Source organism: Methanobrevibacter sp., from assembly GCF_045116495.1.
In the GTDB taxonomy this organism is placed as follows: domain Archaea; phylum Methanobacteriota; class Methanobacteria; order Methanobacteriales; family Methanobacteriaceae; genus Methanocatella.
The window spans coordinates 1-13,539 of the sequence record NZ_JBGULU010000163.1; the positions used below are offsets into that span (position 1 = coordinate 1).

Consider the following 13,539-nt stretch of genomic DNA (forward strand, 5'->3'; position numbering starts at 1 on the left):
TGACTTAAAAGAATCGCAATGCTTATGGAAACTTTTGCTGGAAGTTTCAATGCCATTCCGGTTATCAGTGTGGCTGTGAAATTAATCACAAGTACTGCTGCAGTCAGTGAAACGATTGCAACGATATTGTACATGAACATATGCAAATTAACCATCAAACCGATACTAATGAAAAATAAGCTCATGAAAACGTCCTGAAACGGTTGAATATAACCTAAAGTCTGATGTGAGTATTCTGTATTTGAAATGAGCAGTCCTGCTATAAAGGCTCCAAGTTCGGGGCCGATTCCAATGAGGCTTGTTGCAAATGTTGTTCCCATACATATGAATAATGTCAGAAGCAAAAACAGGTCCCTGTTTTTTGTTTTTGCGGCATCCCTCAGAGCTAATGGAATGAACCATTTGGCTCCGATAAATATCAGCAGTCCAAGTCCCACAACTTTAACCAGCAGTGTCGGGACTGAATGAACCTCTAAAGGCTGACCTCCCAGAAGTGGAGTAATCAATATGACTATAATGACTGCAATATCTTGAAATATTAAAATACCGAGGGTTACTCTTCCCTGTGAGGAGTGTGTGATGTGTTTTTTCTGCATTATTTTCATGACGATTGCAGTTGATGAAAAGGCAACCAGAAATCCGAAAAATATTGCGCTGTTAATATTCATGCCCAAAATCAGACCTAGAAGAGCTATCAGAATCGTTGTCAGAACCACCTGCAGAATCCCGCCAATCAATGCATAGTGTTTGATTGCCGAGAATTTTTCGGTTGAAAACTCAAGACCGATAATGAACAAAAGAAATATCACTCCAAGCTCTGAAAGGCTGGATATTAATGTTGTATCATTGATGGCATGACCTAAAACGATTCCTGTAATGAAAAGCCCTATCATCGAAGGCAATTTTAATTTGTTGAAAATCAACAACACTATCACTGCGGTGATTAGAATTATTGACATATTTTGAAGTATTTGAATATTCATGTTATCTCTATGTATATTTATATTTTACAAATGGTATATTTGTTTTACATCACTAATTAAATTAATTATTGGTGTGATTAAACTGATGGTTTTTTCAGGTGTTTATGGTTTGGCTTTACATTTCGTGAATTAAATTGCATCATTTTCATGATGGTGAAATGGGATGTTATATTGAAATATGCATAGTTAATGTAATCATGGTTAGTGGTGTTAAAAAGAGAAAATGGTAGTAGATTATAATCTACTAACTTTAATTAAAGATTCAACAGGGATTCCTTCAATTTCTGAAAGGCCTGCTTTGTCAATCAATACAGTAACGCAGGTAGGTTCACCGCCCAAATCTTTTACTGTGTGAATGACTTCCTTGACAGTTTTTCCACTGGTGATGACGTCATCAACGATAACGACTTTCTTGCCTTCAACAGTTCCGAAGTTGGTACTGATTGTACCTTCATCATCAAAATCGTCACTATCTTTTCTGTGTTTGTTCGGGTGGAAAATAGCAAGGGAAGTGTCTATTCCAGTCATGTCTTCAAAAAATTCAGCCATTACGGTTGCAAATGGAATTCCGCTAACTGCAATTCCACAAACGACATCAGCTTCACCATGGGTCAACGCAATATCGCTCAAAGCACCGGAAACATAACTCAAACGTGTTGAGTTTCCACCAATACTTTTCCAATTAATTGCAAAGTCAACTGGTGCTTCAACTTTAACCTCTTCGGTTTTTTGAAGTATTAACCATCTTGCTGTATCCATACTTACATTGAGTTCATCAGCAATTTCACCGGTTGTGAATCCGTGTTGTCTGAGTTCTTGAGCTTTTAGGATTAATTTTTCTTTCACACTATCACCTTATTCTAGTTCTTCAAAACTGATTGGCCTATGTTCTTTAGAAGATCTGTTAGCAGCAATAACCATTTTAAGAGCTTTAAGTCCGTCTTCACCTGTTATTTCAGGTTCCAAATCATTGACTACCGCATTCAAGAAGGATTTCAGTTCTCCCTTAAGTGGTTCTTCATGTTTGATTTGAATGTCCTGTGCAAACTTACCGAACACTTCAATGCTCTGCTTGATGTAATCTACAGATATGATTCCTGCAGTACCGGTAAGTTCCAGTTCTCTACGTTTATACGGAGTTAGCCAGTTTACTTCAATGATTCCTGTTGATTCATTGTCGAAGTTCACCATGATCTCTGCATGGTCTTCAAATTCGGAATCGTCAAAACTGCAGTTCATTGTACCGTAAACTTGAGTCACTTCTTCGTCAAATAGGTAATTCATTATATCTAAATCGTGAATAGCTAAATCTATTGATACACCTACGTCCTTTATTCTAGGTGGGAGTGGTCCTACTCTTTTTGCAAAAGCAGACACTACATCTCCAATTACTCCGTCATCAATTAGTTCTTTAGCCTTTTGAACAGCGGGGTTGAACCTTTCAACATGTCCAGTTGCAAGCATTACTCCTGCCTCTTTTGCAGCAGCAATCATTTCTTCCGCCTCATTCAATGTAAATGCAATTGGTTTTTCAACAAGCACGTGCTTTTTTGCTTTAATAGCTTCCATTACCACGGCATGGTGGAATGTAGTTGGCACACACACGCTTACAGCTTCAATTTCTGGATTGCTAAGTAGTTCGCAATAGTCTGTGTATCCTTTGGCACCATATTTTTTCTCAATTTTTTTAAGCGCCCTTTCACTAACGTCAGAAACTGCAACTAAATTAGCTTCTTCCATTTTGTGGTATACACGGACATGGTTTTCACCCATAGCTCCTACACCGATAACTCCTACGTTTACAGTTTTCACTTCAATTCCTCCGTTTAAATATAATCCGCGAAAAGTCTTCCAATGCGCCCGCCAAGTTCAAGCGCATTTTTAATAGAACCTTTTTCGTTTTGCTCTTTAAGGATTTCTCCTTCTTTAGTCAATAATATTGAATAAACATTAAATTCTTTGTCTTTCATTCGTGCAATTGAACCGATTGGCCATTGGCAGCCTACTCCAAGTTCTTCAAGCACTTTTTTCTCTGCAAGCACTTCCTGCATTGAAACATAATGGTTTAGCTTGCGAATAGTCTCTTTTTTATCATAATCTTTCCTGGTGATGATGGCCAGAGCACCTTGTCCTGCCGGCGGTGTAATGTAGTCCAGTGGAAATACGGTTTTAATGTACTGTGTAAGATTCAGTCTTTTGAGTCCGGCTTCAGCCATTATTGTACCGTCAAGCTCATCGCCTAAAGCCTTTTGAATTCTGGTTTCAATATTTCCCCTTATGGGTTTGAGTTCAAATTCTTTTTCATGCAGATTGCAGAAGGCTTCTCTTCTCAGGCTGCTTGTTCCAAGTCGGCAACCGGGTCCCATTTCATCCCAAGTCATGTTTGATATAAGGACTTCATGTGGAGATTCACGTTTTGGAACCGCAACGATTTCTAAATCTTCGTCAAGTTCAGTAGGTAAATCCTTAAAACTGTGTACTGTAAAATCAACTTCCTCTTCCAAAAGTGCAATGTCCAATTCCTTGGTAAAAAGACCTTTTGAATCCATATTGTATAACTGGGAGGTTGTAATTTTATCTCCTTTAGTTTTAATAATTTCTACGTCAATTTTTTCGCCAATTATTTTAGACAAGTCGCTGCAAACCTTATTTGTTTGAGCAAGAGCCAATTGGCTTCCGCGAGTTCCAACAATCATTATATAATTCTCCGAATTTTTCTTTCTAGAAAAATTAATTTTTACTAGAATATGGGTTTTCTCCCATGCCTAGACCTACATTGTTATTTTTTATAGGTTATGATAATTAAATGTTTCAATTTTTAGATTAAAAAATAGTTAAAATTATCTCTGTGACAGTTTGCGATAATCTGATCGGTAGATGAACAATAGGTTTTTGCCGTCATTTGCCGCTTGTGCGTAAATTTCATCGATGTTTTCGATAAACTCTGCTTTTCTAGATATTTTACTCAATATTGATGAGCCTACATCTCCGGTTAAGATAATATCGGTTTCAAGAGTGTCTAAATAATCGGCAACCTTGTCTTCATCTATTTCTTCACAAGTTATTCCGTAATCTCCGCCGATTGCAATATGCCAGTTGTCTAAATCGTTTATCATATTTACTGATTGTCTGATGGCATCGGTATTGATTCCGGGATTTATCTCTTCGATTATGATGGAATTTCCGTTACTTCTTTTTGTGGTTCTTCCAGTAATCCCTTTATAATTGGCCAATCCTGTAATGATTTTATCTTCATCAATCTTTAAAGTCAGGCAGGTTAAAATCACGCCTAAAACATTTTTAACATGATGAACTCCTGGGGCAAATGTATAAACAGTTAATTTGCCTTTTAAAATGTCATTGTCGATTGTTTTAACGCCATTATAGCAGACTGTGATTTCAGTTTTGTCAAGGGTGTAATCGACAGCTTCAACATACATGTTGGCTGATTCATCATCAATGCTGAATGTATTGACATTAGGGTGGTTCATGTCTGAATAATACTCGTCAAAGCTTTCTTTTTCACAGACCACATTTCTGCAGTTGAATACCTGTTTTTTGGCTTTGGCTGCATTGCTTCTTCCTTTGGCTATGGGATAATTCTCAGAGATGTTTGTCAAAAGCCCAACATTTCCTATGCCGCTGACTCCAAGTGATGATTCAAAAATTGCAGAGTTGTATTTCCTCAGATTTTCACTCTCAACAATACCGTCTGCAATCTTGCAGATAGGATTTGCAATTTTATAGGCCAAATCAATTGTTTCCTTGATGTTGGCAGGAGCTATCGAGATGTCCTTTTTAAGGATGATTTCTTTTTTGTCTTCATATAAAAGTGCTCCCAGACTTGATAGAATAAGTGGATTTTCATCAATCAGTATTTCCTTTAACATAAAAACAGAGCTGGTTTTACCTTTAACGCCGGTAATTTCAATTTTAGGGATGTCTTCTCCCCAGTCTTCCAGCAGTTCCCTTACAATTTCATGATGTGTTAAAAAAGAGTATTTCAAATCGGGGTTGTTTTCAATTATTTCATCGTGAGTTAATGGGAGGTGAATTGGATGTATGACTCTCATTTCACCTTTATAAGTTTTAAGCTCACTTAAATCTTCAATCAACCAAACGTCGTATATATCTAGCATTTTTCTATCAATAACATTGAGAGTATTGTAGATGTCGTATGCCAGAACGTTTTTGCCTTTTTTTGCAAGGCCAATTGCTATTTTCACGCCTCCATGAGTCATGTCAATTACTAGATTATTCATTTACACACCTGTTGGAGTCGTTCACTCCTCCTTCAGCTAATTTGTCCTTAACCTTTTTGTAGAAGTATTTTGTGGAGGTTCTTATGAAGTAAACGTCCTTGTCTGATTTTTTGAATTTGATTTCTTCTTCGTAATCTGCCTCTTCGTTGCGCTGACCGTCCATAACAAATACTGCGCTTTTACCTTTTTTAAGTAATTTGACGGTGATTTCACTGTTGTCTGATACGACAAATGGTCTTGCTCCAAGTTTATATGGGCAAATAGGGATAATGATAAATCCTCCCACCTTAGGATCCATAATAGGTCCTCCTGCAGACATTGCATATGCTGTTGAACCGCTCGGTGTTGAAACAATCAATCCGTCAGCCCTTACCTCATCAATAATTTCTCCGTCTACCTTGATTTGGAAATGAAGCATTTTTGCAGGTTTGTTTGTCATGATTACTACTTCATTGATGGCTGAATAATAGTTGTTTTCGTGGGATACAACAAGCCTTGATCTTTTTTCCTTGTAGTATTCTCCTCTTAGAATTTCATCAAGAGCAGTGAAGGTGTCCTGGATTTCAGTGTCGGTTAGAAATCCTACGGTTCCCATGTTGATTCCGAATACTGGAATTTCAGGTTTCATTTTTGCTTCGGCTCTCAGGAGTGTTCCGTCTCCTCCGAGAATGATTGCCATGTCACAGTCAAAGTCAAAGGTATTTCTTGAAAGCTTTTCGTAGTCTATGTTGAAGTCGATGTTTTCAAGATAATCGGACATTTCAGGATAAGTCTCCTTGGTTTTTTTGATTATTTCATCCAGTTTTGGATTTTCCTTCAGCTCAATAATCTTTTTGGCCAGTCTTTCTTCAATTTGAACTTCCCTTCCGTTTGTTAAGAGATAATCAATGATTTCAGCTGAAAACAGAATGCTTCTGTCCTGGTCAATTCGTCCTACGATACCGATTTTTCCTATGACATCTGTTTCGTTGTCATTTAGAATATCAATCATCTGTTTGTGGAGTATCTTTGTATTTGCAGCAACAACAATTGTTTTTTCATAGATGCTTAAGGTATTTTTCAGTTTTTCACCATACTTGTCGGTGATTATTCCTCCGGCTTCTTCAAGAATCAGTTTAGCAGCTGCAATATCAATGATTCTGCTTCCCCTAAGGTCCAAAAATGCATCATATCTTCCGCTTGCAACATATGAAAGTTCCAGTACGACACTGCCCATAACTCTCATTCTTCTTGCATTGTCGACAAGTTTTGATGCCTGTGATGTTCCGCTTTTTGTAAATCCTCCAAGTGTCAGGTTGCTGAAGCTTACGACATCACTTGGATGAACCTCTTTGTTGTTCAGCCAGCAGCCTTTTCCTTTTTCGGCTTCAAAAAAGTTACCATTGGCTAAATTTGAAATAAATGCCAGTTCAACATCATTCAATGTTGCAACACGTCCGTCAGGAACGCTTGCAACAGCTATTGAAATTGCAAATGCAGGAATTTCCTTGATTGCGTTACTGGTTCCGTCAATTGGATCAACCAGAAATATGAAGCGAGGTTTTTCCTCTTCACTCAAATCGTCACGCCTAAGTTCCTGTGTAAGTGTAATAGCTCTTTTTGTACCTTTTCCAAGCCTTAACTCACCAATTTCTTCACTGATTATGTATGAATAAACAGGCGCTTCTTTTAGTGTGTGTACAACTATTTCTTCGGATACTACATCGATTAGGGATGTTGGAGTCCCATCAGCACCAATTTTAACTTTCTCACCTGCCTCAGGTGTTCCAATATAGGGTCTAATTGCTCTACTTACTTCCTTAATGATTTCATAGGCAAGATCTGTTGCCATTTTTCTGTCTTGAGCATCCATTTTTTCACCTCATTTTAATAGGGTATTTTTGTATTATGTATATTTAAATCAAGTAAAGTATTTTGTTTATTTGCTGATTATTTCATCGGTAATGTAGACGACACTTGCTACGGCTGATGCTGTTTCCCTTACTGTTGTTGTTGAGGATTCCACAATCAGCTCTTTTATTTCGACGCCACGTTTGTCCATCATATATTTGACCATTTCTTTTGCTTCGCTAATCACTTCATCGGGGTTTTTATCTCGTCCGGTTGTCTCAACAACGCAGCCCAACTCCTCTCCAATGGCAACTGCCACTGCGGCTGTAATCTCTTCGCCGAAAACGTTTGAAGTAATTTCGGACAGAACGCAGTTTACCATGCTTCCGGCTTTGAGGTAGGGCAATTCCACAATTTCGGCATTGCCTGCAAGCATACTGGATACTTTTATAAGGTTGACATCCCCTATTCCTGCATCGCTTAAGGCATTGTCAAATGCGTTTAGTTTTGTCGGACCCTCATCTTTTCCACTTACGATAGCTATCTTCATATGTTAATATTTGTATTAAACATATTTAAATAATGAATTATATATTAAATTTAGGTGTACCTAATGATTTTAAACAAGTATCTATCAATATTCATATCAGCATGTCTGTTCCTGTTCTTGATGCTTTTTACATCAATCGTAACATTGACATTCTTTAAGGGCCAATCAATTCCATTCATCGGTCTGTTTTTTGTTGTTGTCTACTATTTTATTGCAAGGGCATTTTACAGCTATCTGAGAAATGATGATTTCTACAAAAACACAAGACAGCACACATCAGATAAACCTGGCGAAAAATATATGATTAAGGGCGAAAAGGACACAAAAAAGATTTTCATCATTGTCTGGATTTTCGCAATCCTGATTTTGGCTGCAGTTTCAATATGGCTATATTCATATAACCACGGATTAATTTAATTTTAACATTACCAATTTCTCTAAAAATTTCCAATTTCAGCGAATAGTTTATATAAAATAGAATATATAGTTAATACTAATCTAATAATAATGCTTATTATGAGATTAAAAACCGGTTTTTAATTAAATTTATGGAGGAAAATTAATGTCAACAAAAGTTGTAGAAATCAAAACATTAAAAGTTGGAAAATACATTGTTTTAGGAGGAGAAGCTTGTAAAATCGTTAGTTACTCAACTTCATCCCCTGGTAAACACGGAGCTGCAAAAGCAAGAATCGAAGCTATTGGAGTATTTGACGGTCAAAAAAGAAGCCTTGTAAAACCTGTAGACAGTAAAGTAGACACTCCAATCATCGATAAAAGATTAGGACAAGTAATTTCCATCCAAGGTGACATGGTTCAATTAATGGACATGGAAAACTATGATACCATTGACTTACCAATGCCTGAAGACTTAAAAGACTCAATCGTCGAAGGTATTGAAGTAGAATACATTGTCGCTTTAGGAAACATGAAAATAATGAGAACAAGAGGATCTAACTAGATTCCTTCTCTTATTTATTTTCCTTTTTAGATAATTATGCTTTTCAATACATATGAACCATGGAAATTTGCATTCTCATCTGAAAATGAGGATATAAAAGAAAATTCATTTGGAATAATCGGAGTTCCATTTGACAGCACTACTTCTTATCACTCTGGTGCACGCTCAGGACCAATTGTAGTACGTGAAGCTTCATTTGGTTTTGAAAGATACAATACTATTTTTAACAAAGAACTTAACACCACATTTTACGATTTCGGAGACGTTAATGTCGTTCCCGGAAACTGCAAGAAAACATGTGAAATCGTTAAGGACACTGTCAACGAGCTTATGGACATGAATCTGAAACCGTTGATAATAGGCGGTGAACATTCAGCATCAATAGGAGCCATTGAGGCACTGGCCGAAAGACATGATAAATTAACCGTAATACACATGGACGCCCACAGGGACCTTGCATTCGAATTCATAGGAGAGAAATACTCACATGCAACAGTAATGAGAAGGGCTCATGAAATGGGTGCAAACCTTGTCCAGATTGGTATAAGATCATCATCCCTCGATGAAGAGGAATTCGTAAAGTCCACATACAACATTCAGACATTCAAAAACAGGGATGTTCACAAGCATATGGATGCAATCGAATATTACTTGGCAAACATTGACGGACCAATCTATGTTTCAATAGACATGGATGTTATGAATCCGGCCATCGCACCAAGCGTTGGAAATCCGACACCGGGCGGACTTGAAACATACAGTGTGGAAAACATCCTTAAAACGTTATGCCGCAAAAATATAGTAGGTTTTGATGTTGTGGAAACCGCAACAGATAAATTGGGTGATGTTACAGCAGTTGTAGCCGCCAAAATAATTTATGACTTTTTAACCCTAATTGATTAATTTCTTTTTTTTAATACATCAATTTTTGAATGGGAATATAATTTGTTGTATAAATTCCCAAATTGGTTATTTAAATAAGTAACTAATCATTATATTCTTTTTCAACTTTATCAAGGTAATATTTGCCTTTATCGGTGATGCTATAGAATCTGTAGCGTTTATCATCTTCATTCAGACATTCAACTAACTCTGCTTCCTTTAATGTTTTCAAGTATTTTGAAACATGATTGCTGTTGTCGTTAATGTCCTTGCTGATTTTGGTGGGGATTTTATCTTCGTTTTCAAGGGATTTTAAAACGCTGATTCTTTTTTTAGACCGTGCAAGTAAGGATATGATACTCATATCATCTTTTTTGTTCATGATTTAAAATTTGGAATTTAGCTATATAGTAGATATCTATATGATATTAGCATGCTAATAGCAATATTTATATGTTGTGTTTAAAATAATTAGTATTACAGAAGGTTTTGGCTATGAACAAAAAGGTTTTAGTAATAATCATCATTCTGGCTGTAATCTCGTTAACTGCCATATTTGCCTTAAATACATCAAATCAGGATTTTGACGGATTGTTTACAATGGATGTTCCGTTGGGAAAACATTATAGTGATACAGCATACTGTAGGGCAAATGGTGGATTGGGCAGTAAATGTGAATACAGGGAAGATAACGCGGGCTGTGATATTGAAAAAGGTGATATTGTGGTCTATTATTATAACAATTCTCTTTTAACAGGTGGGGAATCAAACGCTCTTGAGCATGCGCTAAATGGACTTACAACATCTTATTTATATCAGGCATCTAAAGAAGGTGATTTGATGATTCTCACAAATGATGAAGATATGACAAAAATGCCACCATATTTGGCAGGCAAAAGTAGCGAAAATGGGGATGAAGTTGTTTTTGTTGGTGGACGAAGCCTTGATGATGTAAAGCACTATGCAAATACTATTGAATTTAAATGAGGTATTTATGGACATTGTAGATATGTTTGAAAATTTGGGTTTGGGATTAGGCATTGTTATAGGTATAATCGCATTATTATTTGTCATTTTAATCTTAAGCGCTATTATTCCAGGATTATTGTTTTATTTTGGAAGATTATTATTATATTTAATCATAATAATTGCCATAATAACTGTAATTTATTTCATTGGTAAATTTGTGAAGGATTTTATTAAATGAGGTGTTTAATATGCTAGTACGTAATTTGGACTTTTTATCAATACCAAAGGAGTTTTCTAAAGTCGAAGTAGACATTTATGGTGGAAAATCAATAGCTTTAGTATATATTGGAGGTAAAGGATATTCATTAGTTTTAAAAGAAAATGATGTAATTGACTCCATCTTCTTATTGAAAACTGATATTCTTCCAAATACCATAAATGAACATCAGGACAGACAGGATTTTATCAATGTCATTAAAATGCTTTTGGATAAAATTTATTCTGTTGCCGATATCAAAGAATATGAAAAACAACATCAGGAACATGTATTTTTAAGGTTAATGGACATGTTAAATGATGGTGAAGCTGTAGAAATCATCACAGAATCCTCTAAAGTTTACACTGACATTGAAAAAGGATTTATGAAACTCGAAATAGACATTCTGGAAAATAAAATTAATTCATTAAACAGTTCTATTGCAGATGTTTCAAACAATTTACAATCTACTGTAAACAATATTGAAGAAAGGGATTGGGGAAACAGAATCAAAAAAACAATTAATCAGCAATAGGTGGTGAAAATGGTAAAATGTAGTAATTGTGGAGCTGAAGTTATCGGTTCTGATTTCTGCTTTAACTGCGGTGAAAAGGTTGAAAAGTTTGAGGGCTCATCTGATGTTTGTCCGAAATGCGGAACAAAAAACAATAAAAACACAAATTTCTGTGTTGGATGCGGTCATAAATTGGCCAATGGAGCTTCAGTATCTTTCAAACAGCAGGAATGGAATGCAAGACGTGATGAAGTCCTTGCAAGATATGATAGGCTTGCAGAAGAATTCGGAATTAAGGATGAAGATTATTTCTTGACTAGTGTTCGCAGATTCAATAGATTGGAACAGGGAACATCAAAGCACAGGACCCTTAATGCACTTTTTACAGATAGATATTTATTTGATTCTACAGGAATCCCTTTTATGAATGTTTCTAAAGCTTTTGGAAATGAAACAATGATTGATGGATTCTTCATGATAAAAGAAGATAAATTTGTCTTCATGGAGATTGATAATAGGGACTGGGAAAAGGTAAATGCAGGAATAAATAACTTTTATTTTGACAAAATCGTCTCAATGAGAGTAACATTGGGTCTTGGAGACGAAAGCAGATATGAGGATATTACTAAAAGGGCTCCAACTTCAGCTCATGATATAAAAAGGGTTATTCAAAATGATATCCAATCTCTTAAAGCAACCAGATTCAAAGATCTGATTGCCAATAATGATAGTGCAGACATGTTTGACAGGTTACTTATAAAATTGGTCGACAATACCTTTTATGAAATTAGACTTCCGAGCTATAAATTTGGTCAAAACCTGGTTGATTTATTTGAAAGCCTGAGAAATCAGCCGCAAAAAGTAGTCATTGAAAATCAAAATACCGCACCAACTAAAGCTCAACAATTAAAGGAATTTCAGGAACTGCTTGTAAGCGGTGCAATAACACAGGAAGAATTCAATCAACTCAAAAATGATTTATTATTTGGGTAGGGGTTTTAGATGGTTAAATGCAGTCGTTGTGGTGTTGAAATTGCTGATTCATTCGATATATGTCCAAATTGTGGAAACAATCTGGCTGAATCACAAACACCTGCAGAATCAAGTGAAGATTTAAAATGTCCTTCTTGCGGGGAATCATTAAAACCGAATGCGGATTTCTGCTCAAAATGCGGTACAAAAGTTGCAAATGATTCAAACAGATGTGAAAATTGCGGGTCTGAAGTTCCGGATGCCGTATTGTTCTGTCCAACTTGTGGAGCTAAAGTAAAACAACCTCAAAAAACTCAACAAGTCAATATATGTCGCAATTGCGGATTTAAGTTAGAGAGTGATAGTACATTTTGTCCGGAATGTGGAACCAACATTCAAACTGGTGAAATGGCCACAATTCCAACAAAAAACTCAAATCAGGGATTCATAGATAAGATTAACATCAACAGTATAATAAAACCGACTATTGTTGCTTTAGTAGTTTCAATTATTTTATCTATTATTGGTGTTTTAATTGGATTTTCATGGATTTCATTTATAATCGCAGTTATTTTAAGTGTAGGATTCTTTGCAGGTTTGATTGATAATGAAGCAAATGCAGTCGTGTCAGGATTATTTGTAGGGCTAATTTTAGGATTTTTAGAAAATCCGATTATTCAATTCTGTTTCGGCAAATTAGTTGCTAGAGTATATGAATGGTTCTTTGGAAGTCAGATAATCTTTCTGGTTATCGTTGCAGTGATAGTTGCTTACGTTTCAAATATGTTTTTAAAATCAAAAATCCAGGGTATTGTGGGAGACCACTTATCTTGGTTATAATTCTTTTTTTTACTTTTAATCCAACAATACCATTAAATATCACCTTAAACTATATTTATAATATTAACGAAATGGAGCAAAATATTATGAATAAAAGAACTATAGAGCTTTCAGGCCATATTATCGACTCATTGATATTAACCAAGACAATGGGCATAATCATGGACAAAGGCGGAGAATTTGATATATTGGAAATCGATGTTGGAAGAAAGAAATCAGATGTTAGTAGAGCTAAAATCGAAGTTTCTGCAGATTCTCCCGAGTTATTGAATTCTATTTTAGATGAACTGTCTGTTCTTGGTGCTTCTATCGATGAGATTAAGGAAGTTAAACTGGTTGCATCAACTAAAGACAAAGTTGCTCCTGAAGGTTTTTATTCATCATCTAATCACACTACTCATATTTTTTATAAAGGAAACTGGATACTTGTCGAAGAGATTGAAATGGACTGTCTTGTCGTCGTTGATGAGGATGTTCCTAGAGCTTATGTAAAACCAATTGCCGATGTTAAGGAAGGTGA

General features: G+C 35.8%; 16 protein-coding genes and 1 pseudogene. 9 read left to right on the top strand and 8 right to left on the bottom strand.

Annotated features, from left to right (window positions below):
* The 7 genes from ACJMLH_RS08640 to ACJMLH_RS08670 form a co-directional block, all read right to left on the bottom strand.
* Window positions 1–983, bottom strand: a 983-nt coding sequence (locus ACJMLH_RS08640) for a cation:proton antiporter (RefSeq protein WP_405276740.1), incomplete at its 3' end; no start/stop codon positions are given.
* 234 nt (window positions 984–1,217) lie between these two features.
* Window positions 1,218–1,829, bottom strand: a complete 612-nt coding sequence (locus tag ACJMLH_RS08645; protein ID WP_405276742.1) for an orotate phosphoribosyltransferase-like protein — start codon at window positions 1,827–1,829, stop codon at window positions 1,218–1,220.
* 9 nt (window positions 1,830–1,838) lie between these two features.
* The gene (locus ACJMLH_RS08650; protein ID WP_405276744.1) at window positions 1,839–2,795 is read right to left on the bottom strand and encodes a Gfo/Idh/MocA family oxidoreductase; all 957 of its coding nucleotides are present in this window, start codon (window positions 2,793–2,795) and stop codon (window positions 1,839–1,841) included.
* Between the two features lie 14 nt (window positions 2,796–2,809).
* Entirely contained in the window at window positions 2,810–3,679 is an 870-nt protein-coding gene (gene hemC, locus ACJMLH_RS08655) for a hydroxymethylbilane synthase (protein WP_405276746.1), read from the bottom strand.
* 144 nt (window positions 3,680–3,823) lie between these two features.
* Window positions 3,824–5,245, bottom strand: a complete 1,422-nt coding sequence (cfbE, locus tag ACJMLH_RS08660; RefSeq protein ID WP_405276748.1) for a coenzyme F430 synthase — start codon at window positions 5,243–5,245, stop codon at window positions 3,824–3,826.
* Window positions 5,238–7,097, bottom strand: a complete 1,860-nt coding sequence (locus tag ACJMLH_RS08665; RefSeq protein WP_405276750.1) for a bifunctional NADP phosphatase/NAD kinase — start codon at window positions 7,095–7,097, stop codon at window positions 5,238–5,240. Before ACJMLH_RS08665 ends, cfbE begins: the two co-directional genes overlap by 8 nt.
* A 66-nt stretch (window positions 7,098–7,163) precedes the next feature.
* Complete coding sequence (locus tag ACJMLH_RS08670; protein WP_405276752.1) at window positions 7,164–7,625, bottom strand: pyruvoyl-dependent arginine decarboxylase; 462 nt, start codon at window positions 7,623–7,625, stop codon at window positions 7,164–7,166.
* A 63-nt stretch (window positions 7,626–7,688) separates the two neighbouring features.
* Here ACJMLH_RS08670 and ACJMLH_RS08675 point away from each other — a divergent pair, with 63 nt between their 5' ends.
* From ACJMLH_RS08675 to speB, 3 genes are all read left to right on the top strand, one after another.
* Complete coding sequence (locus tag ACJMLH_RS08675) at window positions 7,689–8,042, top strand: hypothetical protein (protein ID WP_405276754.1); 354 nt, start codon at window positions 7,689–7,691, stop codon at window positions 8,040–8,042.
* A 145-nt stretch (window positions 8,043–8,187) separates the two neighbouring features.
* Complete coding sequence (locus ACJMLH_RS08680) at window positions 8,188–8,586, top strand: translation initiation factor IF-5A (protein ID WP_295611151.1); 399 nt, start codon at window positions 8,188–8,190, stop codon at window positions 8,584–8,586.
* 36 nt (window positions 8,587–8,622) lie between these two features.
* Window positions 8,623–9,489, top strand: a complete 867-nt coding sequence (gene speB / locus ACJMLH_RS08685) for an agmatinase (RefSeq protein ID WP_405276757.1) — start codon at window positions 8,623–8,625, stop codon at window positions 9,487–9,489.
* Between the two features lie 82 nt (window positions 9,490–9,571).
* Here the strand turns inward: speB and ACJMLH_RS08690 are convergent, their stop codons facing one another.
* Window positions 9,572–9,850, bottom strand: a complete 279-nt coding sequence (locus tag ACJMLH_RS08690; RefSeq protein WP_405276759.1) for a winged helix-turn-helix domain-containing protein — start codon at window positions 9,848–9,850, stop codon at window positions 9,572–9,574.
* A gap of 113 nt (window positions 9,851–9,963) precedes the next feature.
* Between ACJMLH_RS08690 and ACJMLH_RS08695 the strand changes: the two genes are divergently transcribed.
* The 6 genes and pseudogenes from ACJMLH_RS08695 to ACJMLH_RS08720 all read left to right on the top strand — a co-directional run.
* Window positions 9,964–10,455, top strand: a complete 492-nt coding sequence (locus ACJMLH_RS08695; protein WP_405276761.1) for a hypothetical protein — start codon at window positions 9,964–9,966, stop codon at window positions 10,453–10,455.
* A gap of 7 nt (window positions 10,456–10,462) precedes the next feature.
* Window positions 10,463–10,675 carry a hypothetical protein gene (locus ACJMLH_RS08700; RefSeq protein ID WP_405276763.1) on the top strand — a complete coding sequence of 71 codons (213 nt, stop codon included), beginning with the start codon at window positions 10,463–10,465 and terminating at the stop codon, window positions 10,673–10,675.
* A 10-nt stretch (window positions 10,676–10,685) separates the two neighbouring features.
* Entirely contained in the window at window positions 10,686–11,228 is a 543-nt protein-coding gene (locus ACJMLH_RS08705; RefSeq protein WP_405276765.1) for a hypothetical protein, read from the top strand.
* A 9-nt stretch (window positions 11,229–11,237) separates the two neighbouring features.
* Window positions 11,238–12,200 carry a double zinc ribbon domain-containing protein gene (locus ACJMLH_RS08710; protein WP_405276767.1) on the top strand — a complete coding sequence of 321 codons (963 nt, stop codon included), beginning with the start codon at window positions 11,238–11,240 and terminating at the stop codon, window positions 12,198–12,200.
* 9 nt (window positions 12,201–12,209) lie between these two features.
* On the top strand, window positions 12,210–13,019 hold the full coding sequence (locus tag ACJMLH_RS08715; protein ID WP_405276769.1) for a zinc-ribbon domain-containing protein: 810 nt from the start codon (window positions 12,210–12,212) through the stop codon (window positions 13,017–13,019).
* An 86-nt stretch (window positions 13,020–13,105) separates the two neighbouring features.
* A pseudogene (locus ACJMLH_RS08720) lies at window positions 13,106–13,539 on the top strand (TIGR00300 family protein); the annotation flags it as partial.

Bases quoted from the DNA above. Each gene is read 5' to 3' on its own strand.
- hemC (WP_405276746.1), bottom strand. From the start codon at position 3,679: ATGATTGTTGGAACTCGCGGAAGCCAATTGGCTCTTGCTCAAACAAAT.
- ACJMLH_RS08665 (WP_405276750.1), bottom strand. From the start codon at position 7,097: ATGGATGCTCAAGACAGAAAAATGGCAACAGATCTTGCCTATGAAATC.
- ACJMLH_RS08690 (WP_405276759.1), bottom strand. From the start codon at position 9,850: ATGAACAAAAAAGATGATATGAGTATCATATCCTTACTTGCACGGTCT.
- cfbE (WP_405276748.1), bottom strand. From the start codon at position 5,245: ATGAATAATCTAGTAATTGACATGACTCATGGAGGCGTGAAAATAGCA.
- ACJMLH_RS08695 (WP_405276761.1), top strand. From the start codon at position 9,964: ATGAACAAAAAGGTTTTAGTAATAATCATCATTCTGGCTGTAATCTCG.
- ACJMLH_RS08710 (WP_405276767.1), top strand. From the start codon at position 11,238: ATGGTAAAATGTAGTAATTGTGGAGCTGAAGTTATCGGTTCTGATTTC.
- ACJMLH_RS08670 (WP_405276752.1), bottom strand. From the start codon at position 7,625: ATGAAGATAGCTATCGTAAGTGGAAAAGATGAGGGTCCGACAAAACTA.
- ACJMLH_RS08700 (WP_405276763.1), top strand. From the start codon at position 10,463: ATGGACATTGTAGATATGTTTGAAAATTTGGGTTTGGGATTAGGCATT.
- ACJMLH_RS08675 (WP_405276754.1), top strand. From the start codon at position 7,689: ATGATTTTAAACAAGTATCTATCAATATTCATATCAGCATGTCTGTTC.
- ACJMLH_RS08680 (WP_295611151.1), top strand. From the start codon at position 8,188: ATGTCAACAAAAGTTGTAGAAATCAAAACATTAAAAGTTGGAAAATAC.
- ACJMLH_RS08715 (WP_405276769.1), top strand. From the start codon at position 12,210: ATGGTTAAATGCAGTCGTTGTGGTGTTGAAATTGCTGATTCATTCGAT.
- ACJMLH_RS08705 (WP_405276765.1), top strand. From the start codon at position 10,686: ATGCTAGTACGTAATTTGGACTTTTTATCAATACCAAAGGAGTTTTCT.
- speB (WP_405276757.1), top strand. From the start codon at position 8,623: ATGCTTTTCAATACATATGAACCATGGAAATTTGCATTCTCATCTGAA.